Origin of the sequence: Klebsiella pneumoniae subsp. pneumoniae HS11286, assembly GCF_000240185.1 — a bacterium.
GTDB classification, from domain to species: domain Bacteria; phylum Pseudomonadota; class Gammaproteobacteria; order Enterobacterales; family Enterobacteriaceae; genus Klebsiella; species Klebsiella pneumoniae.
This window is the reverse complement of sequence record NC_016845.1, coordinates 1534230-1559516: the sequence shown is the minus strand read 5'-3', so window position 1 is coordinate 1559516 and position 25287 is coordinate 1534230. Positions and strand designations below refer to the sequence as shown.

Here is a 25287-nt window from a genome sequence, read left to right as displayed (position 1 = left end):
GGATAAAACAACAACTATTTTACAATTTGCCGGGCAGGCAGGCTGCTTTCTGCCCCTTTTCAATGGTATACTGCCTGCTCTTGATTCAAAAATAGTTGATAATTGCAACATTTCATTGAATTAATTCGCTTTCCTTCGTGACTCGCAACTGGAACACGCACGCTATGAGTAAACCCATTGTGATGGAACGCGGTGTTAAGTACCGCGACGCCGATAAAATGGCCCTTATCCCGGTGAAAAACGTGGCAACTGAGCGTGAAGCTCTGCTCAGAAAACCGGAATGGATGAAAATCAAACTTCCGGCAGACTCGTCCCGTATCCAGGGAATCAAAGCAGCGATGCGTAAGAACGGCCTGCACTCTGTGTGCGAAGAGGCCTCCTGCCCGAACCTTGCAGAATGCTTCAACCACGGTACCGCGACCTTTATGATCCTCGGCGCGATCTGTACCCGCCGTTGCCCGTTCTGCGACGTCGCGCATGGACGCCCGGTCGCGCCAGATGCAAACGAGCCACAAAAGCTGGCGCAAACTATCGCCGATATGGGTCTGCGCTATGTCGTAGTCACCTCGGTAGACCGTGACGACCTGCGTGATGGCGGCGCACAGCATTTTGCCGACTGCATCAGCGCCATTCGCGAGAAAAACCCGTCGATTAAGATCGAAACGCTGGTTCCGGATTTCCGCGGCCGCATGGATCGCGCACTTGATATTCTGACGGTGACCCCGCCGGATGTCTTCAACCATAACCTCGAAAACGTGCCCCGTCTTTATCGTCAGGTACGTCCGGGCGCGGATTACAACTGGTCGCTGAAGCTGCTGGAGCGTTTTAAAGAAGCGCACCCGGAGATCCCGACGAAATCCGGCCTGATGGTAGGTCTGGGCGAAACCAACGACGAGATCATCGAAGTAATGCGCGACCTGCGTCGCCATGGCGTCACCATGCTGACGTTAGGCCAGTATCTGCAGCCGAGCCGTCACCACCTGCCGGTGCAGCGCTACGTCAGCCCGGAAGAGTTTGAAGAGATGAAAGCGGAAGCGATGGCGATGGGCTTCACCCACGCCGCCTGCGGTCCCTTCGTCCGCTCTTCCTATCATGCCGACCTGCAGGCTAAAGGGATGGAAGTTAAATAACCCACCGCTTCCGCCGCTGCGCGCCTTTTCGGCGCAGCGGCTCTCTCCGCTTCATCCGTTTCGCCTGTCCGTAACAGTTAGTTGCATCTTTTCTCCGCGGCGTCGACAAAAACGACAAAGGCCGCAACGATAAACGTCGCGGCCTCTTCGCCGTACCGCCAGCATCCCGTCAGGGGACGCAGCCGGAGAATTACTCTTTATGAGAGAGCTTCTGCGCCGGCGCTTCTTCTTCTGCGGTGGTTTTCTTCGCGCTATCGTCATCTTCGTTCATGGCTTTTTTAAAGCCCTTGATAGCCGACCCCAGGTCGCCGCCCAGCGTACGTAATTTCTTGGTACCAAACACTAAGATAATCAGTGCTGCGACTACCAGCAGTTTGGTAATACTAATCTCACCCATAGCTAACCTTCTTCTCTATACAAGCTGCGAATACGCCATCATACACGCATTTATCCGTCCTATTGTAATCCACCTGTGCGTGGGCTGCGTGTTTCGGCCCATAGCCTCCCCTCCGGGAGTGAGCGCTGAGATGTCCATCCTGACGTGCACAGCGAATTATTGGGATAAACAATACGGGTATTTGACGCGCGGACACAATAGCAATCTGTAACAAGGTGAATCAAGCCTTGTTTAAAAAAACGTCATAATAATTGCGGTGGCGCAAATCGTCGGTTCCGCAGCACTGGCAAACGCTCGCGAACGCGCGCAAGGTCATCCGCTGAGAGATCGGCAAAGATCAGCTGCGGCTCGCTCCCGGCCCCCGCCAGAGTGGTCCCCAGCGGATCGACGATGCGGCTCAGCCCGATATTGCGCGTTCCGCATTCGCCTGCCGCCACGATATAGCAGGTAGTATCGAGAGCGCGTGCCGCCAGCAGCGTCGCCCAGTGATGCTCTTTCTGCGGCCCTTTCACCCATGCAGCGGGCAGCACCAGCAGCTGTGCCCCATTCAGGGCCAACGAAAGCGCCAGTTCCGGAAAGCGAAGATCGTAGCAGGTCATCAGGCCAACGCGTAATCCCGCCACCTCAATCACCGGCGGGATCTGCTGACCGGGATCCACCCGCCGGGACTCCTGCATCGCGAAGGCGTCATATAGATGAAGTTTATGATAATGGGCAATCACTGCGCCTTCCCGCAATACCACCAACGTGTTGGTCGCTCTCCCCTCCCCTGACGGCACATGGAGCGTCAGGACCGTGGTCAGGCTGTTACGCCTGCTCTCGGCCAACAGCGGCTGCAAAAATGCGCCATCCAGCGGCTGGGCCGATTTAACTGACAGATCCGGGTCGTTGTCATCCCGCGCCAGCAACGCCTCCGGCAGCACCAGCAGCGCCGCCCCTTCTCGCTCCGCCTGCTGCATCATCGCCACACAGGTTTGCGCATTCGTCCGCCATACTGGCGTGACGGCAAATTGTCCTGCCGCTACCCGCATGTTCTTCTCCCGTCAGGTTATGGATAGCCAATCGCGCCCGATGCGCGCTACACTTGACACTCTCTTACATCAAATAGCAGGAAACGACCGTGTTTCAACTTCTTTGCGCCGTTTTTATTGGCGGCGGCACCGGCAGCGTATTGCGCTGGTGGCTCGGCATGAAGCTCAATCCTGTGCACCATGCTATCCCGATTGGGACTCTAACGGCCAACCTGTTAGGCGCCTTTGTGATTGGCGCCGGGCTGGCGTGGTTTAATCGTCTGACCGGGATTGACCCGATGTGGAAACTGCTGATTACCACCGGTTTCTGCGGCGGCCTGACCACGTTCTCCACCTTTTCTGCGGAAGTGGTGTTTCTCCTGCAGCAGGGCCGGGTAAGCTGGGCGCTGCTCAACGTCGCGGTGAATTTGCTGGGTTCGTTTGCGATGACGGCGGTCGCCTTCTGGCTTTTCTCGCAGGCGGCCAGCCGCTAAAAGCGAAGGAGACAGGCAAAAAAAACCCGCTTATTAGCGGGTTTTTATATTCTACTGACGCGTTGCTTACAGAGCGATGACGTTTGCAGCAGAAGGGCCTTTGGCACCGTTAGTGATTTCGAACTCTACGCGCTGACCTTCAGCCAGAGTTTTGAAACCGTTGGACTGGATTGCAGAGAAGTGTACGAATACATCTTTGCTGCCATCTTCCGGAGTAATGAAACCGAATCCTTTGGACTCATTAAACCACTTAACGTTACCTTTAATCTTAGACATCAAAATTACCTTTATATGAAAAATCGACACTAATGCTGTGTCGGGTATCAGTACACCAATTGTGGTACCTTTTGTCCAGTGCAACTTTGCTAAAAAGTGATAAAAGTCGCTATCTTTTTTAGTGGGTAACGCTTTAGTCCTTGTTTTTGCACAAGACCTTCCGCTTATCTCATTTATTGCTAAGACTTAGCGAATTAAAACTGGATGCGCGCCCAGGCGAAGTAAACGTTACCGTTATTGTAGGTGCCGGGAATATAGGTCATCTGGAAAGTTGCCGGACCGTAACCTATTGACGCCAATGGCAAGATCACCGGGATCGGGATGTAGTTCCAGTTATCGCGCGCCGTGACGCCGAGGGTATAGCCAAGGCCGAGGTGGAAATTCTGGTCCGTCAGCGGGCGCCAGGTTTTCTCCCAGCCGTAGCCGCCGATGGGCTCCCACTTATTAAAAGAGTCTTTAAACGCCATCAGGTACAGGCCATGCCAGTTCCCTTTCTCATCCCAGCGCGAGACGCCGAAACCTGCCCCCCACGGACGTTCGTTATACTTATCGGTTTTTTCCTTGTCATAGGCAAAGCGCGCATGCCAGGTGATGGCTGGAACGTACAAATCATAGTGCTCCGGCTCATTCCAGGTCTGCGCTACGTTATTACTTAAGGTATGGTAACCTTCGCTAAGGGTCGATGAAAACGACGCGCTGGCGTTTCCGGACACCAATAACCATCCTAAAAAACCAAGAGAAAACAATGAAAAACGACGTAACATCAACACTTTTCTATTACCACTTTGATTTAAAAGCCACCTAAAATAGCAAAGATAATCTCAATACAGGTTGAACGAAATAAGGCAAACTCCTGATTTTCGCCCGCTGTCCATCAGAACGGCTTAACTATCCATCTGGTGATTATATCCAGGCGTGACGGGGGACGTGTAGTTCTTATCGCTTTATTGATTTGCATCAGCGAGTTTTGTCCGTTTTTTCGGCACATTCGCACATTAAAATTTGGTGTGGTGCTTTTTAGCTACATATTCTTTGGGTTTAGGGGTAATAAATGCTGACGTTTATTGAGATCCTGATAGGGATCGTGGTCATTGTGGGCGTAGCCCGCTATATCATTAAAGGCTACTCGGCCACCGGGGTGCTGTTCGTCGGAGGCTTAATCTTACTGATCGTCAGCGCCCTGCTGGGACATAAAGTGTTACCGGGTAATACCGCGAGCACCGGCTATTCCGCTACCGATATTATTGAATACATTAAGATTCTACTCATGAGCCGCGGCGGCGATCTGGGCATGATGATCATGATGCTGTGCGGCTTCGCCACCTATATGACCCATATTGGCGCCAATGATATGGTGGTCAAATTAGCGTCGAAGCCGTTGCGCTATATTAATTCGCCCTATCTGCTGATGATTGCCGCCTATTTTGTCGCCTGCCTGATGTCGCTGGCCGTCTCCTCCGCGACCGGCCTTGGCGTACTACTGGTGGCGACGCTGTTCCCGGTAATGGTGAATGTCGGTATCAGCCGCGGGGCCGCCGCCGCCATCTGCGCCTCACCGGCGGCGATTATCCTCTCGCCAACCTCGGGTGACGTCGTCCTGGCGGCCAAAGCCGCTGAAATGCCGCTGATCGACTTTGCTTTTAAAACCACGCTGCCGATCTCCATCGCGGCTATTATCTGCATGGCGATCGCCCACTTTTTCTGGCAGCGCTATCTGGATAAAAAAGAGCACATTTCTCACGAGATGCTCGATGTCAACGACATCACCACCACCGCCCCGGCGCTGTATGCCATTCTGCCGTTTACCCCGATCATCGGCGTGCTGATCTTTGACGGTAAATGGGGGCCGGAGCTGCACATTATCACCATCCTCGTTGGCTGCATGCTGCTGGCGGCGATCCTCGAGTTCCTGCGCGGTTTCAACACCAAAAACGTCTTTAGCGGGCTGGAAGTCGCCTACCGTGGAATGGCCGACGCCTTCGCCGGCGTAGTGATGCTGTTGGTTGCCGCCGGCGTCTTTGCCCAGGGGTTAAGCACTATCGGCTTTATCAACGGTCTGATCTCAATCGCCACCTCCTTCGGCTCGGCCAGCATTATTCTGATGCTGGTGCTGGTGATCCTGACCATGCTGGCGGCGATGACCACCGGTTCCGGTAATGCCCCGTTCTACGCCTTCGTTGAGATGATCCCCAAGCTGGCGCACTCCTCCGGCATCAATCCGGCCTACCTGTCGATTCCGATGCTGCAGGCTTCTAACCTCGGCCGCACGATATCGCCCGTCTCCGGGGTGGTGGTCGCCGTTGCCGGGATGGCGAAGATTTCCCCATTCGAAGTGGTCAAGCGCACCTCAGTGCCGGTGCTCGTTGGCCTGCTGGTGGTGATCGTTGCTACTGAAATCCTGGTGCCCGGCAGCGCGCTCCACTAATGGTCTAACCACGCGAAAAGGCGCCAGCGGGCGCCTTTTTTATGCTTTAATAACTCCCCGTTATCTTTTGCCATCCATAATCAGGAATAAAAATGTTCAGGAAGGATTTCGCCGCGATTGCCCTTGTGCTTACCGCCACTCAGGCCGGTGCTGAACCGCTCACCGCGATGCGATACGCTGATTTTGACCGCTACGTCCTTGCCCTCTCCTGGCAAACCGGATTCTGTCAGAGCATGTATGACCGCAATCGCAACGAACCGGAAGAGTGTCGCCTGCAGCAGGACACCGCGAATAAAGCCGACTTTCTGACCGTGCATGGCCTGTGGCCCGGGCTGCCAAAGTCCATTGCCGCGCGCGGAGTGGATGAACGTCGCTGGATGCGCTACGGCTGCGCCACGCGTCCGGTGCCCAACATGCCGGAGGTAAAAGCGAACCGCAAATGCCAGGCGGCGGAGACCGGACTGTCGCTGGAGATGGCCAATAAACTTAATAATGTGATGCCGGGATCGGGCGGCACCTCCTGCCTGGAACGCTACGAATATGCCAAACATGGCGTCTGCTTCGGCTTCGATCCCGACAGCTACTTTGGCGCCATGGTGCGACTAAACGGTGAAATTAAGCGCAGCCCGGTGGGGGATTTTCTCGCGAAGCACTATGGCCAAACGGTCAGCCGCGCCGACTTCGACGCCGCCGTGGCCCGCGCCTGGGGTCCGCAGAGCGTAAAGGCGTTTAAGCTAACCTGCAACGGTAATCCGGCCTATCTGACGGAGATGCAAATCTCGCTCAACGCCGCGACCATCAACGCCCCGCTGGCCACTTCCGCTTTTCTGCCCCAGCCTCACCCGGGTAACTGCGGCGCACAGTTTATCCTCGATAAGGTTGGCCACTAGCGTAAAGCGGGATGCTGATTGGAAAACACCGTCCGCCGGATGGTGTTGCACGCTGAATGTGCGTTTCATCACTTCAAACTGCCGGCAACTCTCAGTATGATGGTAGGACCTTAACCCTTGCCCCTTTCGGCGAGGGTTTTCTTTTACGGACAGGTTCCTGGATAACATGGAGTATGCAATGACCAGACCCGCAATCATCATTAATGAACTGGATGCCGAACGTATCGACAGGCTGCTGGAGCAGCCGGCTTTCGCCAACTCACCGGTTGCCGATGCCCTGAATGAGGAACTCGACCGCGCGCAAATGCTGGCCCCGGAAGCGATGCCGCATGATGTCGTCACCATGAATAGCAGGGTAAAATTCCGCGATTTAACCAGCGGCGAAGAGCGCGTGCGGACGCTGGTGTTTCCGTCACAGGTGACCGACAGCGCCAGCCAGCTCTCCGTCCTCGCGCCGGTGGGCGCCGCGCTGCTGGGCCTGAAAGTCGGCAGCACCATTCACTGGGAGCTGCCGGGCGGCGCATCGACGCACCTGGAAGTGCTGGAGCTATTGTACCAGCCGGAAGCCGCTGGCGAATTCCACCGCTAATCCCGCTGCCTGAGGCGTTTCGCGCTTTATTCAGAGGATGTCCGCACATCCTCTTTCTGCTGTTTTCCCGCCGCTTACCCTTTTTTACGCTTTGCGCCTGCCTGGCTGACAGTTTTGCGACCTGAATGACACAATATCCGCATATAATATGTTGATATAGACGCAAACGAACAAGGAGGATTGCATATGTATAAGACTATCATTATGCCGGTTGATGTCTTTGAGATGGCGCTGAGCGATAAAGCCGTCCGGCACGCGGAGTTTCTGGCCCAGCAGGACGGGGTGATCCATCTGCTCCACGTCTTACCGGGTTCCGCGAGCTTTACCATGAGCCGTTTTACCGCCGACCTGCGGCGGTTTGAGGAACATCTGCAGCATGAGGCGGAGACTCGCCTGCAGACGATGGTCAGCCACTTCAGCATTGACCCGTCTCGTATCAAGCTACATGTCCGTTTTGGCAGCGTGCGCGATATGGTCAACGAGCTGGCCAGCGAAATTAACGCCGACGTGGTAGTTATTGGCTCACGCAATCCCTCCATCAGTACCCACCTGCTCGGCTCCAATGCCTCGAGCGTGATCCGCCATGCCCATATCCCGGTAATGGTCGTCAGGTAAGAATGACGAAAAGAGTATAAAAAAAGAGGCTACCCCTGGGTAGCCTCTTTGTTATGCAGGTCTATTGTCTGACTTGTTATGCGGTTTTCGTGCGGATCAGGTAGTCGAAAGCGCTCAGCGACGCTTTTGCCCCTTCCCCTGCCGCGATAATAATCTGTTTGTACGGCACGGTGGTGCAATCGCCCGCGGCGAACACGCCTTTGACGTTGGTTTCGCACTTCGCATCGATGATGATCTCACCCATGCGGTTGCGCTCAACGGCGCCTTCCAGCCAGGTGGTGTTAGGCAGCAGGCCAATCTGGACGAAGATCCCCGCCAGCGCGATATGATGCTCATCGCCGCTCACCCGGTCACGATACTGCAGGCCGGTGACTTTGCTGCCATCGCCTTTCACTTCCGTGGTCTGCGCATTAAGAATGATGTCGACATTCTTCAGGCTGCGGACTTTATCCTGCAACACCTGGTCGGCTTTCATCTCTGGGGCAAACTCCAGCAGGGTTACGTGCTCTACGACGCCCGCCAGGTCAATGGCGGCTTCCACGCCGGAGTTCCCGCCGCCGATTACCGCTACGCGTTTGCCCTTAAACAGCGGACCATCGCAGTGAGGGCAGTAGGTCACGCCCTTGGTGCGATACTGATCTTCGCCCGGCACGTTCATATTGCGCCATTTCGCCCCGGTGGCGATGATGACGCTACGCGCCTTGAGCACCGCGCCGGAGGCGGTTTCGATCTGATGCAGGCCGCCCTCTGTCGCCGCCGGCGTCAGTTTGGTCGCACTCTGGGAGTCGATCACGTCGACGTTATAGTCATTGACGTGCGCTTTCAGCGCGCCTGCCAGCTTCTGGCCTTCGGTTTTCGGCACCGAAATATAGTTTTCGATATCCACGGTATCCAGCACCTGACCGCCGAAGCGTTCGCCCATCAGGCCGGTACGAATCCCTTTACGTGCAGAGTAGACCGCCGCCGCCGCGCCGGACGGGCCGGAGCCAACGATCAGTACATCGTAAGCGTCACGCTGATTCAGCTCTTCCGCTGCGCGTTTTTCCGCACCGGTATCCACTTTGGCGACGATTTCAGTCAGCGTCATCCGTCCCTGACCAAACTCCTGACCGTTCATGAACACCGCTGGCACGCCCATGACGTTACGCTCGGTGATCTCATTCTGGAAGGTCCCGCCGTCAATCGCCGTGTGTTTGATGCGCGGGTTGAGCACCGCCATCAGGTTCAGGGCCTGGACCACGTCCGGGCAGTTATGACAGGAGAGCGAATAGTAGGTTTCGAATTCGAAATCGCCATCAATATCGCGGATCTGCTCCAGCAGCGACTGGGCCTCTTTCGACGGATGACCGCCGGTCCACAGCAGCGCCAGCACCAGCGAGGTAAACTCGTGGCCCAGCGGCGAGCCCGCAAAACGCGGCCCCTGGTCGGAACCTGGGTTAGTAATCAGGAACGAGGGCTTACGTACCGCGAGCGTGTTGTCTTCTTTAAAGGTGACTTTGTCTGACAGTTCAGCGATTTCAGCCAACAGTTCCTTGATTTCTGCCGATTTAGCGCTGTCATCCAGCGTGGCAATCAGCTCAACAGGCTTGGTCAGCTTCTCAAGGTAGGCCTTGAGCTGGGTTTTCATGTTGGTGTCGAGCATTGTTATCTCCTGGGCTTAAAACATCATCATGCAAGCGGCCTCGTCAGGCTGCCTGAATGCGCTTGCATCATGGTGTTGGAATAAAATGGGCGCGAAAGCGCCCATTGATTGCCGGGTGGCACGCCGTTTACCCGGCCTACGATCTTGTAGGCCCGTGCAAGCGTAGCGCCGCCGGGCACAAACAGACTTAGATCTTACCAACCAGATCTAAAGAAGGAGCCAGCGTCGCTTCGCCTTCTTTCCATTTCGCCGGGCAGACTTCGCCTGGGTGAGAAGCAACGTACTGCGCCGCTTTGATTTTACGCAGCAGGTCAGACGCATCACGGCCGATACCTTCAGCGGTAACTTCGATCGCCTGGATGATACCCTGCGGGTCAACGACGAAGGTAGCGCGGTCAGCCAGACCTTCATCTTCACGCATGTTGTCGAAGTTACGGGTCAGGGCGCCAGTCGGGTCGCCGATCATCGCATATTTGATTTTGGCGATGGTTTCAGAGCTGCTGTGCCACGCTTTGTGGGTGAAGTGGGTATCGGTAGACACAGAGTAAACGTCTACGCCCAGCTTCTGCAGTTCTTCGTAATGGTCAGCCACGTCGCCCAGTTCGGTCGGGCAGACGAAGGTGAAGTCAGCCGGATAGAAGAAGAAGACGCTCCAGCGGCCTTCGGTGTCTTTCTCGGTGACTTCGATGAATTCACCATTTTTGAATGCCTGGTTTTTGAACGGTTTGATTTTGGTGTTAATTAAGGACATCTATACTTCCTCCGTGTTTTCGTTGAGGTCTAAGTTAACGAATTTTTCCTGACTCGACCAATGCGTTTACATTATCGAATCAATAAGCGTTATCTAACAACCGGAACAAGACAACTCTGTGAACCTGTCGACGCGTTCAGCGCTAATCGCTGTTTTTCGCATCATTTGCCGCGACAAAAGTAAAAAGGCCACCTTTTCAGGCGGCCCCGTTACCTGAAATACCCGAGGGTAGGTTCAGCGCCAGTCAGACTGGCTATGTGTTGCGCTCTACATTACCTTAATGTAACAGCATCCAGGATTACATCACCCACGCCAGCAAAGGGCAATCCGTCATTCTGCTGATCTTGCCTATGACTGTGATAGGTTCGACAATCGTTTTGCCCTTTCCTGCTGATTTTACAAGGAATACTTATGTTAAAGCGTCTGCTGTTACTCAGCCTTTTGCCGTTATGCAGCCATGCGGAGGAACTCCCCGCTCCGGTAAAAGCGATTGAAAAACAGGGCATTACCATTATAAAACCCTTTGAGGCGCCGGGGGGAATGAAAGGCTGGCTGGGCAAATACCAGGACATGGGGGTCGCCATCTACCTAACGCCGGATGGTAAACACGCGATCTCCGGCTATATGTATGATGAGAACGGCAGCAACCTCAGCGAGCAGCTGTTTCAGAAAGAACTCTATACCCCGGCGGGACAAGAGATGTGGAAGAAGATGGCCAGCGCACACTGGCTGCAGGATGGTCGCAAGGACGCCCCTATCGTGCTGTATGTCTTTGCCGATCCCTTCTGTCCCTACTGCAAGCAGTTCTGGCAGCAATCCCGCCCCTGGGTAGAGGCCGGTAAAGTGCAGATCCGCACTCTGCTGGTGGGGGTGATTAAGCCGGAGAGCCCGGCCACCGCCGCGGCGATTCTCGCCAGCAGCGATCCGGCGAAAACCTGGCATGATTACGAGCAATCGAATGGGAAAATGGCTCTGACGATCCCGAAAGCAATTCCGCCGGAGAAAATGAAAATGCTCAACGTCAACCAGCAGCTGATGGACGATCTGGGAGCCAACGTGACGCCGGCGATTTATTATATGAATAAAGATAATATGCTGCAGCAGGTGGTCGGCCTACCGGATAAAGAGAAACTGCATATTATGATGGGTGAAAAAGAGTAATTCCATCCCGCAGTGGCGCCTGGCGGAAGCGACCGCTGGCGCCACCGTCGACGATAAGATATATTAAGCAGAACTTAACTGTATTTGCCAATAATTAAATTCACACCGCAAATATTAAGCCACAAAACATTATCATTAAGAATATTATAATCCGCACCGGTAATAAACAGGACTGCATTAATGGCAAATCTTTACGATCTGAAAAAGTTCGATTTGAATTTATTGGTTATTTTCGAATGTATCTATCAACATTTGAGCATCAGCAAAGCGGCGGCGATGTTATTTATCACCCCCTCAGCGGTGAGTCAGTCGTTGCAGCGTCTGCGCCAGCAGTTAAACGATCCGCTATTTGTTCGTGTTGGCAAAGGAATGACGCCCACCACCGCCTGCGTCAATCTTCATTATCATCTACAGCAAAATCTGGAGCAGCTGGAAAAAACCATCAATCTTAATAATCGCTCAGAACTGCGTAAACGTATTGTGATATATGGCCCCCCGCTGTTCTGTTCAGTCAATAGCCACGTTATGATTAACCAGCTCTGTCATCAGGCGAACTTGCAAATTGAGCACCATAACCTGACCACCACCGAATCGGCTGAGGAGCTGCTGGCGTATCGCCAGGCGGACCTGGTGTTCACCCGCATGCCCATTACCAACCGCGCCACGATCTGTCAGCCCTATCAGACGGTGCAGACGCTGGCGGTTTGCCGGGCGGGCCATCCGCGACGCGAAACGCTTACCTCGGTAGAGTCACTGGCGCAGGAGTTTTTCACTCACTATATTACCAACGATCCCGTTATTCAGCGCGTGCAGCAAAGCAGCATCGCCTGGCTGAATCCGCGCAATATTGCCTTTCGCAGCGACTCTTTTATGACCATTCTTAACATGATTAATAAAACCGACTTAATTGGCTTTTTGCCTTCCTATTTATATGACTTTATCTCACCCACTATGCAGCTTCACGCCATCAACATAGATAATCTTTTTCCGGATATCACGATCTACATTAATTACCACCATGCATCTTCGCAAAATCATTTTTTAACTGAATTAATCACCATATTAATGAATGATCGAGAGGCATCACGGCCCAAATTTAATCACAGCGAATAACGCCCTTCTGTTCCCCCGCTGCCAGAAACAATAATCGACCATTAATTTCCTACCCCTCATCGTTTATACTGAGCTAACGGGAATTTTCTACTATTAAAGGATTAATGGTCATGTCGTTTATTAAATATCCCTTACCGGAATCGGTGCTGCAAGCAACTGAGCAGCGGATCCAGTGGGTCATGGATAATTTTTCGCGCATCTGTGTCTCTTTTTCCGGGGGAAAAGACTCCACCGTTATGCTGCATTTAACCGCCCAGGCGGCGCGGTTACAGGGGAAAAAAATCTGCGTGTTGTTTATTGACTGGGAAGCGCAGTTCTCCTGCACCATCGCCCACTGTGAAAAACTGCGTGCGCTGTATGCGGATGTCATCGAAACCTTTTACTGGGTCGCCCTGCCGCTCACCACCCAAAATGCCCTGACGCAGTATAAGCCGCAATGGCAATGCTGGGAGCCCGGAACCGAGTGGGTACGCCAGCCGCCGCCCTGGGCCATTACCCACCCGGGCTATTTTTCATTTTATCAACCCGGAATGAGCTTTGAAGCCTTCGTCAGCCACTTCGCCGAGTGGTTTTCGCAGCGTCGTCCCGCCGCCGTGCTGGTGGGCATTCGCGCCGACGAATCGCTAAATCGCTTTATGACGATTTCTTCACAGCGTAAACAGCGCTTCGCCGACGATAAACCATGGACCACTTCAGCGCCGGGCGGCCATGCCTGGTACATCTACCCGCTCTATGACTGGAAAACCGCCGATATCTGGACCTGGTTTGCCAAAAGCGGCGAGCCCTATAACCCGTTGTACGATCTGATGTATCAGGCCGGGGTGCCGCTGCGCTATATGCGCATTTGCGAACCGTTTGGTCCCGAGCAGCGCCAGGGGCTGTGGCTGTATCACGTGCTGGAACCTGAGCGCTGGGCCGCGATGTGCCAGCGAGTGAGCGGCGCGCACAGCGGCGGGGTCTATGCCGGGCATGATAACCAGTTCTACGGTCATCGGAAAATCGACAAGCCCGACCACCTGACGTGGAAAAGCTACGCCCTGTTCCTGCTCGACAGCATGCCGGAAACCACCGCCGAGCACTACCGCAATAAAATCGCCGTCTACCTGCGCTGGTACCAGAAAAAAGGTATGGAGGATATTCCGGATACCCAACCTGCGGACATTGGCACCAAAGATATCCCATCCTGGCGGCGAGTCTGCAAAGTACTGCTCAATAACGATTACTGGTGCCGTCAGCTTTCGTTTAGCCCAACCAAAAGCAGCCACTATCAGCGCTACCGTAAACGCATGGAAAAACATCGCCAACAATGGGGGATATTATGCAACAACAACTGACGCAGGCGCTGGAAGCTTACCTGCAAAAGCTGGATGACGAGGCGCGCATTGAGGCTATCAACGCGTTTCGCCAGGTGCTCCACCACTACAGCCCCTTCCGCTCGCAGCCCGTCGACTGCGTGCTGTGGGTCAAACAGGAGCTGGTCGCCCCCAACGATTACAACCCGAATAACGTGGCGCCGCCGGAGAAGCGTCTGCTGCAAACGTCGCTGGAGGCCGACGGCTTTACCCAGCCGGTCGTCGTCATCCAGCAACGCCCACAGGCGTATACGATTGTCGATGGTTTTCACCGCCATGAGCTGGCCTGCAGCAAAGCCGCGCTGAAAAAAACGCTAAAAGGCTATTTGCCGGTGACCTGCCTGACGAGTGAAGCTGCCTCGCGTGACGGGCTGATGGCAGCGACCATACGCCATAACCGGGCGCGCGGTCGCCACCAAATCCACGCCATGTCAGAGATCGTCCGCGAGCTGACCCAGCTCGGCTGGACGCCGCAGAAAATCGGCAAAGAGCTGGGGATGGATGCCGATGAAGTGCTGCGTCTGAAGCAAATTAGCGGCCTGACAGAGATGTTCGCCGGCCGCCAGTTCTCCCAGGCGTGGACGATTAAGTAACTACAGCTGGCACAAACGCGCCGCCGCAGCCAGCAGAGTCGCCGGCTGTTTGGCGAAGCACAAGCGGATCAGCTTGTGCGGGAACGGATCGGCGCAGAAGACGGAGAGCGGGATCGCCGCCACGCCGATCTCAGTGGTCAACCAGCGGCAGAAGCTGACATCGTCAAGATCGGAGATGGCGCTGTAGTCCGCCAGCAGGAAATAGGTCCCTTCACAGGGCAGGATTTCCAGCCGGCTTGGGCGCAGCGCTTCAATAAACAGATCGCGACGTTCCCGATAAAACGCCGGCAGCTCACGATAATGCTCCGGCGCTTCGCGCAGCATGTCGGCGATCGCCAGCTGCGCCGGGGTATTCACCGAGAAGGTCAGATACTGGTGCACCTTGCGCAGTTCGGCGCTGATGGCCGCCGGGGCCACGCAGTAGCCGACCTTCCAGCCGGTCATATGAAAGGTTTTGCCAAACGAAGAGACCGCCACCGCCCGCTCGCGCAGCTGCGGATGCGCCAGTACGCTGGCGTGGCCGCCATCGGCAAAGCAGATATGCTCATAGACTTCATCGCTCAGGACATAGATCTCGCGTTCGGCGATCGCCTGCCACAGGGCGGCAAAATCCTCGCGCTGCCAGACGGTGGCCGAAGGGTTGTGCGGGGTGTTGAGGATCACCAGCCGGGTTTTCTCGCTCAGGGCGGCGGCAAATTGCCGCCAGTCGACGCGAAAATGCGGCGGCTGCAGCGCAATACGACGTAACTCGCCGCCGGCCAGCGCCACCGCAGGGGCGTAGCTGTCATAGCTGGGATCGAAACAGATCACCTCGTCGCCGCGGCGCACCAGGGCGGTGATCGCCGCATACAGGGCCTCCGTCGCGCCGGCGGTGACCGTGATCTCGCTGTTAACGTCGGGCTGGTAACCATACAGCTCCGCCGTCTTCCCGGCGATCGCCTCGCGCAGCGCCGGCACGCCGGTCATTGGGGCGTACTGATTCGCCCCCTGCGCCACGTGGTACGCCAGACGCTCCTGCAGATAGCGCGGGCCGTCAAAATCGGGAAAGCCCTGGGACAGGTTTATGGCCTGATGCTGCTGGGCCAGGGCGCTCATCTGGGTAAAAATCGTGGTGCCGAGCGCAGGAAGTTTACTCTCTGGAATCAAGGGGTTATTGTTCATTCTTTTTATACCGATTGTAATGCTGTTGTTGAAGCCACTATAACACGATGTTAATATTTGGCAATCAAGACGCTTAGACGTCTAAATGCTAATGTTATTCCACGCTACGCCCACTCTGGAGAAACCATGATCCGCGCCATCGTGACCGACATAGAAGGCACCACCAGCGATATCCGCTTTGTGCATAACGTGCTGTTCCCCTACGCCCGCGAACGACTGGCCGGCTTTGTGACCGCTCAGCAGCACGCTGAACCGGTCAAAACCATTCTCGACAACCTGCGCCGCGAAACAGACGCCCCCGCCGCCAGCACCGCCGACCTTATCACTACCCTCTTCACCTTTATGGATGAAGACCGTAAATCCACGGCGCTGAAGGCGCTGCAGGGGATCATCTGGCGCGACGGCTATCTCAACGGCGACTTTACCGGCCATCTCTACCCGGACGTACTGCCGGCGCTGGAGCAATGGAAAGCGCAGGGTATTGATCTGTATGTATATTCCTCAGGTTCCGTGGCTGCGCAGAAATTGTTATTTGGCTACAGCGATGAAGGTGATATTACTCATCTGTTCACGGGCTATTTCGATACCCTGGTAGGCGCCAAACGTGAGGTGCAGTCCTACCGTAACATTGCTGAACACCTGGGCCATGCCCCTGGCACCATCCTGTTCCTGTCGGATATCCATCAGGAACTTGATGCCGCCGAGGCCGCGGGTTTGCGCACTGTGCAGCTGGTTCGCGGCGACCGCGACCCGGCGAGCCACCATCCTCAGGTTCAGCGTTTTGACGACATTCATCCGGAGCAGATCCCAGCATGAGCGCATTAACTCTTTTTTCCGTGACCGATCCGCAAACGCCGGTCTGGCACAGCACCGACGCCAAAGCGATTCAGGATCAACTTAACGCCAAAGGCGTCCGCTTCGAGCGCTGGCAGGCCGACCGCGACCTCGGCGCAAATCCCAGCCCAGAAACGGTGATTGCCGCCTATCAGCATGCGATTGATAAACTGGTCGCCGAAAAGGGCTACCAGAGCTGGGACGTCATCAGCCTGCGCGCCGATAACCCGCAAAAAGAGGCGCTGCGGGAAAAGTTCCTGAACGAGCACACCCATGGCGAAGACGAGGTGCGGTTTTTTGTCGAGGGCGCTGGCCTGTTTTGCCTGCACATTGGCGACGAGGTGTTCCAGGTGCTGTGCGAAAAGAACGATCTGATTTCGGTTCCCGCCCACACTCCGCACTGGTTTGATATGGGATCAGAACCGAACTTCACCGCCATTCGCATTTTTGATAACCCGGAAGGCTGGATCGCTCAGTTTACCGGTGACGATATCGCCAGCGCCTACCCGCGGCTGGCGTAACGTCAAACTGTCGTCAGTCTAAAACCGCCAGGCGCGGGCTTTGCCGGAGGCGGCGCATACCGCGCCTTCTCCGGGCTACCCGCCCCGCCGCCGGCGAGCGCCAACGCCTAAACTTCAATAAATTTCGGCGGATCAAAGGCAGTGATCGGCGGCAGCTCCTCTCGCCACGGGGCGATCTCCACCCAGCAGCTCTGGGCGCTACAGCCCTGCCCCAGGCGCGAACTGCCGCGATCCTCGGTTAACACATTGGGATTACCGTGCTTATCGAGCGTTCCTTTTTCATTGGGATCCAGCGGGTCATACCAGGCGCCGGTGGACATCTGTACCACGCCGGGCAAAATCTGCTCGCTCAGGTGCACGCCCGCCAGAATCGCCCCGCGGTCGTTATAGACCTTCACCACGCTGCCTTCGCGGATGTCTCTTGCCTGCGCATCGCTCGGATGCATCCACAGCGGCTCGCGTCCCTGAATTTTCGTCGCCCGGCTGACGCTGCCGTGGTCGTACTGACTGTGCAGGCGGGCGCGCGGCTGGCTGGAGAGCAGATGAAGCGGCCAGCGCGCCGCCTCCTGCCGCTGCCGGGCGGCCTCCTGTTCATCCCACCACGGATGGCCAGGACATTCGCGATAGCCAAACCCGGCGACGGTGGCGGAAAAGAGTTCAATTTTGCCGGAGGGGGTGGAGAGCGGATTGCGCTCAGGATCGGCGCGAAAATCGGCGAGAAAAATTTGCGGCCGCTCCGGCGCGCTGTACTCCAGCACCCCTTGCTGCCAGAAGTCATCGAACGAGGGCAGCGCAATACCCTCCTCCTGCGCCCGCGGTCTTGACTCCTCATAGAGATGACGCAGCCACTGCCCGGCGTCCCGCCCTTCGCTGAACGCTTCTCCGAATCCCAGCCGATCGGCGAGATCGCAGAAAATGGCGTAATCGTCACGCGCTTCGCCCACCGGCGGGATCTGCGCGCTCATGGCGATCATAAACCCGTCGTGACCGCCGCTGCCGATATCCTCTCGCTCCAGCGAGGTGGTGGCCGGCAGAACGATATCGGAGAATTTGGCCTGCGCGGTCCAGTACTGCTCATGCACCACCACCGTCTCCGGGCGGCGCCAGGCCTCGCACAGTCGGTTGAGATCCTGATGATGATGAAACGCATTGCCTCCCGCCCAGTAGACTAAACGGATATCGGGATAGCGCCGCCGCTGACCGTCGAACTCATAGGTTTCTCCCGGGTGCAGCAGCATATCGGACAGCCGCGCCACCGGGATAACGCTGTCCACCGCATTCTCCCCGGCGGGTAAGCGCGGGCCGGAAAACGCTTTTCGTACCGCGCCCGCCAGGTTAGTGCAGGCGTAGCCAAACCCGAGACCGCCGCCCGGCGTGCCGATCTGTCCCAGCAGCGCAGTCAGGGCCACCGTCGCCCAGTAGGCCTGCTCCCCTTGACGGGCGCGCTGGATAGACCATGAGATATTCACCATCGTCCGGTGGCGGGCCATCTCCCGCGCCAGGTCGGCGATGCGCTGGGCGTCCAGGCCGGTAATCGCCGCCGCCCACGCCGGGGTTTTCGCCACGCCATCGTGCTCGCCCAACAGATAAGCGCGATAGGGGGCAAACCCGACGGTATGGCTGGCAACAAACGCCTGGTCGTAAAGGGACTCAGCGATCAGCACATAGCTCAGGGCCAGCAGCAGTGCGGTATCGGTGCCCGGCCGAATGGCCAGCCACTCGGCGTCGGGCACCGCGCTGAGGTCATTGCGCACCGGACTGATATTGATAAACCGCGTGCCGTTGGCCTGCATCTTATCCAGCCAGTACTGGAGCATATGGTCATTGGCGCCGCCGCCGTTGACCTGGGCATTGCGCAGCGGCAGACCACCAATGGCGACAAACAGCTGACACTCCCGGGCCAGCTCGGAAAAATGGGTATGCTGCCGGTGCAGCGGGCTCAGCGGCCCGAGAATATGCGGCAGAATACGCTCGCCCGCGGCGCTGCTATAGGTATTGGTGCTGGCGGTGTACCCGCCAAAGCCCTTGAGAAACCGGTGCAGCTGGCTCTGCGCATGGTGAAAGCGTCCAGCGCTGGCCCAGCCGTAGGAGCCGCCGTAGATCGCCTCATTGCCGCAGCGCGCCTTGACCGAGCGCAGCTCGCGCGCCAGCAGGTCCAGGGCCACCTCCCAGCTGACTTCGACAAAGGGCTCTTTACCTCGCCCTTCTCGTGACGCCGGCCCGTGCTGGAGATAGCCGGCGCGCACCGCCGGACGGCGAATGCGCGTTTGGCTGGTCACCGCGTCGGGAAGCGACTGGCCGATGCGTGAGGGATTTTTATCCCAGGGCACCGGCTTAACCGCCACGATCTCGCCCTCACTGCTCTCCACCTGCCAGGTTCCCCAGTGCATCACCGTATAATTATGCTGTTTCTTCATAGCGCCCGCGTTCTTCTCAGCTTAAGGTTCATTACAATAAAGCGGGGAAATAGGGTAATAATCCTTACCCGGCCAGACATTGCTCTGCTAAAAAAAGCTTTAGCCCGCGCAATCTTCTTTTTTTCTCTGTAGACGCCGTATTTCCCATGCACTCACAATATTAAGAAAATTGTCTTTATCCGCTAAATAAACACGGAATAAGTCAAAAATAAAACCACAAAATAAAAAGGCCTATCCGCCATCATGAAATATTTTCAGGTTCCTCATGACAAAATAAACTTTTTCTCTGACGTTTCTGCGATATAACATTCCTGGCATAACTTAGACTTATTTTGTATTTGAGGTGGCGAGGTGCTTCTTGTCATGCTACCGGTCCGCAACCACCTTCATCACAGGATCATAATAACAATGTCGCAGAAAAGAAAATTATTGCCTGCCGCGCTGGGACTGCTTTCCCTTGCCTCGCTGAGCGTCGCTGCCGCAGACGCCCTCTCCTTACAGGGAAAAACCATTGGCGTTGCCGTGGTCGGCACTCAGCATTTCTGGGATCGCGAGGCCTTTAAAGGCGCGACAGAGGAGGTGGAGAAGCTGGGGGGCAAAGTCATTGGCGTCGATGGCGGCCGCGATAATCAGGTGCATGCCAATAACCACGATATTTTACTGTCACGCAAGGTGGACGCGGTAATTAGTATTCTCGGCGATAGCGCCGTCGAACCAAAATTTAAAGCATTGCGTGATGCCGGTATCCCGGTATTTACCGTAGATCATGTTTCTCAATATTCGGTCAACAATACTACTTCCGATAACTACACCTTAGGCTCAACCATCGGCCGCTACATGGCGGATGAATTAGGCGGCAAAGGCAACGTCGCCGTATTTAACGCGTTCTCCAGCGCGCTGCGTATTTGCGGAATTCGCTACGATCAGTGGAAATATGTCCTTAAGGATTATCCGGATATTCATATTATCCAGCCCGAGCTCGCGGAACAGTTCGCCAACTCGCCGGAAGACGCGCGCAAGAAAACCCTCGAATTACTCAGCCAGTATCCGAAAGGCAAACTGGACGCCATCCATGTCGCCTGCTGGGATCAACCGGCCATCGGCATCGTCCAGGCGCTGGAAGAGACAGGTCGCGATAAAGACGTGAAAGTGACGGCCATCGACGCCGGTCCGGAGACCCTGGAGATCATGGCGGAGCCCGGCAGCCCGTTCGTGGCTAACGTCGCGCAGCAGCCGCATCTGATCGGCCAGACCTCGGCTGACAATGTGGCCCGCTACTTTGCCGGCCAGAAACTACCGGTGCAAACCTTTATTCCGGTGGTTCCGGTGAAAGGTCCGCAGGAAGCGAAAGCGGTGTATAAACAGTTGGGATACGGCGAGCTGCAGTGATTAATCAACATCCAGGCGGGGAACGCCCCGCCGCTGGTCTGGTCATGGAGCAGATCGGTAAACGTTTTGCCAGCGTCACCGCGCTTAATGCGGTTACCCTGCGCCTCAATCCGGGGGAGATTCATGGCCTGATTGGCGAGAACGGCGCCGGTAAATCGACGCTGATCAAGATCCTCGCCGGTGTCTATCAGGCCGACAGCGGCAGCGCCACCCTCGACGGTCACCCGCTGCCCCTCGGCAATCCGGCAGCCATCGAAGCCGCCGGCATCCGCGTTATCCACCAGGAGCTGAACCTGATCCCGCACTTTACCGTCGCGGAATCGGTGTTTCTGGGCCAGGAGTATCGCACCCGCTGGGGGGCGCTGGATCACCGACGGATGAAGGCCGCCACGGCGCAATTTTTCCAGCAAAACTGGCAGCTGGCGATCGACCCCGAACGGCTGGTGCGCGACCTGAGCCTGGCCGAGCGCAAGCTGGTGCAGATTGCCCGCGCGCTGATCGACGGCGCGGCGCGGCTGGTAGTGTTCGACGAGCCCACCGCCCCCCTGGAGGCGCAGGAGGCCAGTCTGGTCTCCTCCGCTATCCTGCGCCTGCGCGACCAGGGCATTGCCATTCTGTATATTTCCCACTACCTCAATGAGATAGCCACCCTCTGCGACCGCGGCACCGTGCTGCGCAACGGGGAAGTGGTCGGCTACCCGGACCGCGACCTGCTGCAGAATACCGAAGCGCTGATCGCCATGATGGTCGGCCGGGAAATCGACCAGCTGTATACTCCGCGCCAGCGCCCGGCGGCAGACAATGGGGCAACCCCGCTGCTCTCGGTGCGCCAGCTGAGCGACGGGCGGCAGCTGCAGGATCTTTCTTTTGATATTCAGCCGGGCGAAATCGTCGGCGTCGCCGGCCTGCTGGGCGCCGGACGCGATGTGCTGGTCGACTTACTCTACGGCTTACGCCCGGCGGAACGCGGCACCATCCACCTCGAGGGCCGGCCGCGGCGCATTCGTACGCCAAAGCAGGCGATCCGCGCCGGCATGGCGCTGGTGCCGCGCGACCGCCGCCATCAGGGGCTGATCCTGCCCTTCACCACCGCCGACAATATTAATCTCGCCTCGCTGCCGGAAACCGCCACCTTTGGCTGGGAGCGGCGGGGTATCGCCGAGCAGAAAGCGCGCGACTGGATAGAACAGCTGGCGATCCGCCCGGGACGACCGGGGCTGCCGGTACGCTACATGAGCGGCGGCAACCAGCAAAAAGCGATCCTCGCCCGCTGGCTGGGGACCGATGCCCGGCTGTTTATTCTCGATGAACCCACCCTTGGGGTCGATATCGGCGCCCGTCGCGATATTTACCAACGGACGCGCCAGCTGGCCGATCAAGGACGGGCGGTGCTGGTCTCCTCCAGCGATGCCCCCGAACTGCTCGGACTATGCGACCGGATCCTGGTCCTCTGGCGCGGCGCGCTGGCGGCCAATCTGCCCACCCGCGGGCTAACGCTGGACGCCCTGCTGGTGGCGATCAACGGCGGACAGGAGCCTTCACCATGAGTACTGCTATCCAGCGTCGCGGCCGTCCGGGCCTGGCGACGCTGATTGAAAATTTCCCCTGATCCTGTTTCTGGCGCTGCTGGTATGGCTGAGCGTACAGTCGCCCTACTTTCTCAGCTGGCAAAATATCAGCCTGATGCTGGTCCAGAGCGTTCCGCTGGCAATCCTCTGTTTCGGCCTGGTCTGCGTTATCGCCGTGGGCGGAGATGACGTGGTCTCCGGCGGCATCGACCTCTCCCTGCCGGCGACGGCGGTGCTCGGCGTCGCGCTGCTCAGCCTCGGGCTGGCCGAATGGCACACGCCATATCTCCTGCTGCTGGCGCTGCTGGCGGCGGTTTGCCTGCTGTGCGGGGCGATCAATGGCTTGCTGGTGCTGGCGGCCGGCCTGCCGCCGCTGCTGGCCACCCTCTCGACCTCGGTGGCGTTTACCGGTCTGACAGATCTGTTGACCGGCCAGCGGCGCATCGCGGTCAGCGATCCGCTGATGGTCGCCTTTCGCGACAACAGCGTGCTGGGCCTGCCCTGGCCGCTGGTCTACCTGCTGGGGGTGTTTATCCTGTTCCAGTTCCTGCTCCACCACTCCCGCTTCGGCCAGCATGTGCAGGCGGTGGGCGGCAATCGCGATATGGCGCAGATGAGCGGCCTGAACGTGCGCCGCTTGACCCTGCTGGTCTGGCTGTTAGCGGGCATTGCCGCCGGGCTGGCTATTCTGCCGCTGCTCAGCCAGGGCTCCGGCAGCTCAAGCGGGACGGCCACGCCGCTGCTGCTGGAGACCGTGCTGGCGACCTTTATCGGCGCCGCCTTCTCGCGCCGTCGGGTGGTCACCATCTGGGGCGCGCTGCTGGGGGCAATCCTGGTCAACGCCCTCTCTAACGGGCTCGGCCTGCTGGGGGTCAATATCTTCTGGATGGGCGCCATTAAAGGCGGCCTGATCCTGGTGGTGCTGGCGGCCTCGGCGGTCAGACACAAAGGAGGCGAGGCATGAGTCAAATCACTCTGAAAACCTCTGCGTCGGCGGAACAGACGGCCAGCAGCCCGCTGGCCTGGCTGTCGCGGGCCGGATTTGGCGTCATCATCCTGCTGGCCATCGCCCTGTTTGGCTGGGCGAATCCGGTATTTTTAACCGTGGATAACTGGGCCAACCTGCTGCAGGGCAGCGCGATCCTGCTGATTGTGGCGATGGCGATGACCCTGATCGTCAGCGCCGGGGCGATTGATCTGTCGGTGGGCGTCGCGCTCGATTTCGGCGCCGCCTTCGCCCTCGTCGCCCTGAAAACCTGGCATCTGCCGTGGCAGGCCGCGGTGGGCTGCGCTCTGCTCGGCGGCGTGCTGATTGGCCTGCTCAATGCCTTTCTGATCCTCATCTGCCGGATCCGTCCCTTCCTCGCCACGCTCGGCACCTGGTTTATCGCCAGCAGCGCCGAGCGCATCTATACCGACGGCGGCGGCGCGATAGCCTATCGGCGGATGGCCCCGGAGTATCACGACCTGGCGGTGGGCAACCTTGGCGGGATCCCCACGCCGGTAGCGATCGTGCTGGCGCTGTGGCTGGCGGCCTGGCTGGTTACCGAGCGCACCCTGTGGGGCAAATATGTCCGCGCCATCGGTCAGAACAGCGAAGCGGCGCGTATCGCCGGGATCCGCGATCGCCTGACCATGCTCGGCGTGCTGGTGGCCGCCTCGGCGCTCTGCGCCGTCGGCGGGGTGATCCTCTCCGCCAACCTGCGGCAGTTTACCCCGCTGGCCGGGCAGTCTTATCTGATGGACGCCATTGCGGCAGTATTTATCGGCACTGCCTTTACCCGTCTGGGCCGGGTCAGCACCCTCGGCACCCTCGGCGGCGTGCTGTTCCTTGCCATTATTGATAACGGCCTGAACCTGATGGGGCTCAATTATCTGGTGAAGGACGCGCTGGTCGGCGTGATTCTGGTGGTGGCCCTCGCCCTATCCTTCTGGCAGGCGCGCCTGCGCCAAACGCATCGCTAAACGGGAGAACGATGGCAACCTTTGACGCCGTATTTGTCGGCCTGACTATTCTGGATATCGCCGGGCGCCCGGTGGTGGCGATCCCGCCGCGCGGCGGCGTCGCCTTTATTGAGCAAATTCGTCTCAACCCCGCCGGCACCGCCGCCGGGGCTAATATCAACGCCGCGAAGCTCGGGATCCGCACCGCAGCGGTGGCCTGCCTGGGCGAAGATGAAAAGGCCGACTTTATCCTCGCCAGCTATGCCCGGCTGGGCATCGACTGCTCGCTTATCCAGCGCACCGCGCTGAAGGAGACCTCGGCGACGATCCTGCCGATTCGCCCCAACGGCGAACGTCCGGCCCTGCACTGCCGGGGCGCGTCTGACGCCCTGTTTGTCAGTGAAGCGGAATTTGACGCCGTCCTTGACTGTCGTTTCCTGCATCACGGCGGGACCGGGCTGCTGGCGGCAATGGACCAGGGACAGAGCGCGCGGCTGTTGCAGGCGGCCAAAGCGCGCGGAGTCACCACCAGCTTTGACCTTATCGCCCCGAATGAAGAGACCCTCGAACTACTGCGGCCCCTGTTGCCGTCGGTGGATTATTTCATGCCTTCGCTGGAGGAAGCCGCCTTTCTCTCCGGAGAGACGCAGCCGGAGGCCATCGGCCACTTCTTCCTGGCGCTCGGCGTGGGCACCTGCATTCTGAAAGACGGCGAGAACGGCTCCTGGCTTATCGGCCGCGATGGCGGGCCGCAGCATATTGCGCCGTGGCCGGTCGAGGCGGTGGATACCACCGGCTGCGGCGACAGCTACTGCGGCGGGTTTATTGCCGCACTGGCGCGCGGACTCAGCGTGAAAGCAGCGTGTGACGTCGCCTCGGCGGTGGCCGCGCTGGTGGCGACCGGGATGGGATCGGATGCCGGGGGAGTGGACTGGGAACAGACCCAGGCTTTTATGGCGGCCCATCGCCCCTGACGATGGACCCGCGCCGCTGCAGAACGCGGCGGCGCAAGCGG

The 25287-nt window shown here is 57.7% G+C and carries 25 protein-coding genes; 17 read left to right on the top strand and 8 right to left on the bottom strand.

Going from position 1 to position 25287, the window contains the following annotated elements:
- The first annotated feature begins 164 nt into the window (after positions 1-164).
- A complete protein-coding gene (locus KPHS_14990) occupies positions 165-1130 on the top strand; it encodes a lipoyl synthase (RefSeq protein ID YP_005225799.1) in 966 nt (321 codons plus the stop codon).
- Between the two features lie 190 nt (positions 1131-1320).
- Here the strand turns inward: KPHS_14990 and KPHS_14980 are convergent, their stop codons facing one another.
- Positions 1321-1527, bottom strand: coding sequence for a twin arginine translocase protein E (locus tag KPHS_14980; RefSeq protein ID YP_005225798.1), 207 nt, complete (start codon positions 1525-1527; stop codon positions 1321-1323).
- Between the two features lie 242 nt (positions 1528-1769).
- Positions 1770-2558 carry a putative NAD(P)-binding amidase-type enzyme gene (locus KPHS_14970; RefSeq protein ID YP_005225797.1) on the bottom strand — a complete coding sequence of 263 codons (789 nt, stop codon included), beginning with the start codon at positions 2556-2558 and terminating at the stop codon, positions 1770-1772.
- Positions 2559-2647: 89 nt separating this feature from the next.
- Between KPHS_14970 and KPHS_14960 the strand changes: the two genes are divergently transcribed.
- On the top strand, positions 2648-3031 hold the full coding sequence (locus tag KPHS_14960; protein ID YP_005225796.1) for a fluoride efflux transporter CrcB: 384 nt from the start codon (positions 2648-2650) through the stop codon (positions 3029-3031).
- A gap of 66 nt (positions 3032-3097) precedes the next feature.
- On the opposite strand, the gene KPHS_14950 is transcribed toward KPHS_14960, so the two are convergent.
- Both KPHS_14950 and KPHS_14940 read right to left on the bottom strand, forming a co-directional pair.
- Complete coding sequence (locus KPHS_14950; RefSeq protein YP_005225795.1) at positions 3098-3307, bottom strand: cold-shock protein; 210 nt, start codon at positions 3305-3307, stop codon at positions 3098-3100.
- A gap of 194 nt (positions 3308-3501) precedes the next feature.
- On the bottom strand, positions 3502-4077 hold the full coding sequence (locus KPHS_14940; protein ID YP_005225794.1) for an antimicrobial peptide resistance and lipid A acylation PagP: 576 nt from the start codon (positions 4075-4077) through the stop codon (positions 3502-3504).
- Between the two features lie 281 nt (positions 4078-4358).
- Here KPHS_14940 and KPHS_14930 point away from each other — a divergent pair, with 281 nt between their 5' ends.
- The 4 genes from KPHS_14930 (at position 4359) to KPHS_14900 (ending at position 7826) form a co-directional block, all read left to right on the top strand.
- Positions 4359-5732: a DcuC family dicarboxylate transport protein gene (locus KPHS_14930; RefSeq protein ID YP_005225793.1), complete on the top strand. Its 1374-nt coding sequence runs from the start codon at positions 4359-4361 to the stop codon at positions 5730-5732.
- A gap of 92 nt (positions 5733-5824) precedes the next feature.
- Positions 5825-6622, top strand: coding sequence for a ribonuclease T2 (locus KPHS_14920; protein YP_005225792.1), 798 nt, complete (start codon positions 5825-5827; stop codon positions 6620-6622).
- 178 nt (positions 6623-6800) lie between these two features.
- Positions 6801-7211: a nucleoside diphosphate kinase regulator gene (locus KPHS_14910; RefSeq protein YP_005225791.1), complete on the top strand. Its 411-nt coding sequence runs from the start codon at positions 6801-6803 to the stop codon at positions 7209-7211.
- Between the two features lie 186 nt (positions 7212-7397).
- Entirely contained in the window at positions 7398-7826 is a 429-nt protein-coding gene (locus KPHS_14900) for a universal stress protein UspG (protein ID YP_005225790.1), read from the top strand.
- Between the two features lie 76 nt (positions 7827-7902).
- Here KPHS_14900 and KPHS_14890 read toward each other — a convergent pair whose 3' ends face one another.
- Both KPHS_14890 and KPHS_14880 read right to left on the bottom strand, forming a co-directional pair.
- Positions 7903-9468 carry an alkyl hydroperoxide reductase FAD/NAD(P)-binding subunit gene (locus KPHS_14890; protein ID YP_005225789.1) on the bottom strand — a complete coding sequence of 522 codons (1566 nt, stop codon included), beginning with the start codon at positions 9466-9468 and terminating at the stop codon, positions 7903-7905.
- A 187-nt stretch (positions 9469-9655) separates the two neighbouring features.
- Positions 9656-10219 carry an alkyl hydroperoxide reductase subunit C gene (locus KPHS_14880; RefSeq protein ID YP_005225788.1) on the bottom strand — a complete coding sequence of 188 codons (564 nt, stop codon included), beginning with the start codon at positions 10217-10219 and terminating at the stop codon, positions 9656-9658.
- A 411-nt stretch (positions 10220-10630) separates the two neighbouring features.
- Here KPHS_14880 and KPHS_14870 point away from each other — a divergent pair, with 411 nt between their 5' ends.
- The 4 genes from KPHS_14870 (at position 10631) to KPHS_14840 (ending at position 14438) form a co-directional block, all read left to right on the top strand.
- On the top strand, positions 10631-11380 hold the full coding sequence (locus KPHS_14870; protein YP_005225787.1) for a thiol:disulfide interchange protein DsbG: 750 nt from the start codon (positions 10631-10633) through the stop codon (positions 11378-11380).
- A gap of 180 nt (positions 11381-11560) precedes the next feature.
- Positions 11561-12493: a putative LysR-family transcriptional regulator gene (locus tag KPHS_14860; RefSeq protein YP_005225786.1), complete on the top strand. Its 933-nt coding sequence runs from the start codon at positions 11561-11563 to the stop codon at positions 12491-12493.
- Positions 12494-12603: 110 nt separating this feature from the next.
- On the top strand, positions 12604-13827 hold the full coding sequence (locus KPHS_14850; RefSeq protein YP_005225785.1) for a DUF3440 domain-containing protein: 1224 nt from the start codon (positions 12604-12606) through the stop codon (positions 13825-13827).
- Positions 13812-14438: a ParB-like nuclease domain-containing protein gene (locus tag KPHS_14840; protein YP_005225784.1), complete on the top strand. Its 627-nt coding sequence runs from the start codon at positions 13812-13814 to the stop codon at positions 14436-14438. The genes KPHS_14850 and KPHS_14840 overlap by 16 nt, the downstream gene beginning before the upstream one ends.
- Here KPHS_14840 and KPHS_14830 read toward each other — a convergent pair whose 3' ends face one another.
- Complete coding sequence (locus KPHS_14830; RefSeq protein ID YP_005225783.1) at positions 14439-15584, bottom strand: putative aminotransferase; 1146 nt, start codon at positions 15582-15584, stop codon at positions 14439-14441.
- Positions 15585-15725: 141 nt separating this feature from the next.
- Between KPHS_14830 and KPHS_14820 the strand changes: the two genes are divergently transcribed.
- Both KPHS_14820 and KPHS_14810 read left to right on the top strand, forming a co-directional pair.
- Complete coding sequence (locus KPHS_14820) at positions 15726-16415, top strand: 2,3-diketo-5-methylthio-1-phosphopentane phosphatase (protein ID YP_005225782.1); 690 nt, start codon at positions 15726-15728, stop codon at positions 16413-16415.
- Positions 16412-16954, top strand: a complete 543-nt coding sequence (locus KPHS_14810) for a 1,2-dihydroxy-3-keto-5-methylthiopentene dioxygenase (protein YP_005225781.1) — start codon at positions 16412-16414, stop codon at positions 16952-16954. Before KPHS_14820 ends, KPHS_14810 begins: the two co-directional genes overlap by 4 nt.
- Positions 16955-17061: 107 nt before the next feature.
- On the opposite strand, the gene KPHS_14800 is transcribed toward KPHS_14810, so the two are convergent.
- The gene (locus tag KPHS_14800; RefSeq protein YP_005225780.1) at positions 17062-19371 is read right to left on the bottom strand and encodes a biotin sulfoxide reductase; all 2310 of its coding nucleotides are present in this window, start codon (positions 19369-19371) and stop codon (positions 17062-17064) included.
- Positions 19372-19779: 408 nt separating this feature from the next.
- On the opposite strand from KPHS_14800, the gene KPHS_14790 reads away from it, so the two are divergent.
- The 5 genes from KPHS_14790 to KPHS_14750 all read left to right on the top strand — a co-directional run bounded on the left by KPHS_14790 (position 19780) and on the right by KPHS_14750 (position 25246).
- Entirely contained in the window at positions 19780-20760 is a 981-nt protein-coding gene (locus KPHS_14790) for a sugar ABC transporter periplasmic sugar-binding protein (RefSeq protein ID YP_005225779.1), read from the top strand.
- Positions 20761-20804: 44 nt separating this feature from the next.
- Positions 20805-22307: a putative ABC-type sugar transport system ATPase component gene (locus KPHS_14780; protein YP_005225778.1), complete on the top strand. Its 1503-nt coding sequence runs from the start codon at positions 20805-20807 to the stop codon at positions 22305-22307.
- 136 nt (positions 22308-22443) lie between these two features.
- Complete coding sequence (locus KPHS_14770) at positions 22444-23292, top strand: ABC transporter permease (RefSeq protein YP_005225777.1); 849 nt, start codon at positions 22444-22446, stop codon at positions 23290-23292.
- Positions 23289-24293 carry a putative inner-membrane translocator gene (locus KPHS_14760; protein YP_005225776.1) on the top strand — a complete coding sequence of 335 codons (1005 nt, stop codon included), beginning with the start codon at positions 23289-23291 and terminating at the stop codon, positions 24291-24293. Before KPHS_14770 ends, KPHS_14760 begins: the two co-directional genes overlap by 4 nt.
- 11 nt (positions 24294-24304) lie before the next feature.
- Positions 24305-25246, top strand: coding sequence for a putative kinase (locus KPHS_14750; protein ID YP_005225775.1), 942 nt, complete (start codon positions 24305-24307; stop codon positions 25244-25246).
- Positions 25247-25287 lie beyond the last annotated feature (41 nt).

Coding starts and splice junctions, on each gene's coding strand:
- KPHS_14900 (YP_005225790.1), top strand. CDS start 7,398: ATGTATAAGACTATCATTATGCCGGTTGATGTCTTTGAGATGGCGCTG.
- KPHS_14810 (YP_005225781.1), top strand. CDS start 16,412: ATGAGCGCATTAACTCTTTTTTCCGTGACCGATCCGCAAACGCCGGTC.
- KPHS_14920 (YP_005225792.1), top strand. CDS start 5,825: ATGTTCAGGAAGGATTTCGCCGCGATTGCCCTTGTGCTTACCGCCACT.
- KPHS_14980 (YP_005225798.1), bottom strand. CDS start 1,527: ATGGGTGAGATTAGTATTACCAAACTGCTGGTAGTCGCAGCACTGATT.
- KPHS_14970 (YP_005225797.1), bottom strand. CDS start 2,558: ATGCGGGTAGCGGCAGGACAATTTGCCGTCACGCCAGTATGGCGGACG.
- KPHS_14840 (YP_005225784.1), top strand. CDS start 13,812: ATGCAACAACAACTGACGCAGGCGCTGGAAGCTTACCTGCAAAAGCTG.
- KPHS_14770 (YP_005225777.1), top strand. CDS start 22,444: ATGCTGGTCCAGAGCGTTCCGCTGGCAATCCTCTGTTTCGGCCTGGTC.
- KPHS_14780 (YP_005225778.1), top strand. CDS start 20,805: ATGGAGCAGATCGGTAAACGTTTTGCCAGCGTCACCGCGCTTAATGCG.
- KPHS_14910 (YP_005225791.1), top strand. CDS start 6,801: ATGACCAGACCCGCAATCATCATTAATGAACTGGATGCCGAACGTATC.
- KPHS_14750 (YP_005225775.1), top strand. CDS start 24,305: ATGGCAACCTTTGACGCCGTATTTGTCGGCCTGACTATTCTGGATATC.
- KPHS_14950 (YP_005225795.1), bottom strand. CDS start 3,307: ATGTCTAAGATTAAAGGTAACGTTAAGTGGTTTAATGAGTCCAAAGGA.
- KPHS_14990 (YP_005225799.1), top strand. CDS start 165: ATGAGTAAACCCATTGTGATGGAACGCGGTGTTAAGTACCGCGACGCC.
- KPHS_14890 (YP_005225789.1), bottom strand. CDS start 9,468: ATGCTCGACACCAACATGAAAACCCAGCTCAAGGCCTACCTTGAGAAG.
- KPHS_14870 (YP_005225787.1), top strand. CDS start 10,631: ATGTTAAAGCGTCTGCTGTTACTCAGCCTTTTGCCGTTATGCAGCCAT.
- KPHS_14880 (YP_005225788.1), bottom strand. CDS start 10,219: ATGTCCTTAATTAACACCAAAATCAAACCGTTCAAAAACCAGGCATTC.
- KPHS_14760 (YP_005225776.1), top strand. CDS start 23,289: ATGAGTCAAATCACTCTGAAAACCTCTGCGTCGGCGGAACAGACGGCC.
- KPHS_14850 (YP_005225785.1), top strand. CDS start 12,604: ATGTCGTTTATTAAATATCCCTTACCGGAATCGGTGCTGCAAGCAACT.
- KPHS_14820 (YP_005225782.1), top strand. CDS start 15,726: ATGATCCGCGCCATCGTGACCGACATAGAAGGCACCACCAGCGATATC.
- KPHS_14930 (YP_005225793.1), top strand. CDS start 4,359: ATGCTGACGTTTATTGAGATCCTGATAGGGATCGTGGTCATTGTGGGC.
- KPHS_14800 (YP_005225780.1), bottom strand. CDS start 19,371: ATGAAGAAACAGCATAATTATACGGTGATGCACTGGGGAACCTGGCAG.
- KPHS_14790 (YP_005225779.1), top strand. CDS start 19,780: ATGTCGCAGAAAAGAAAATTATTGCCTGCCGCGCTGGGACTGCTTTCC.
- KPHS_14860 (YP_005225786.1), top strand. CDS start 11,561: ATGGCAAATCTTTACGATCTGAAAAAGTTCGATTTGAATTTATTGGTT.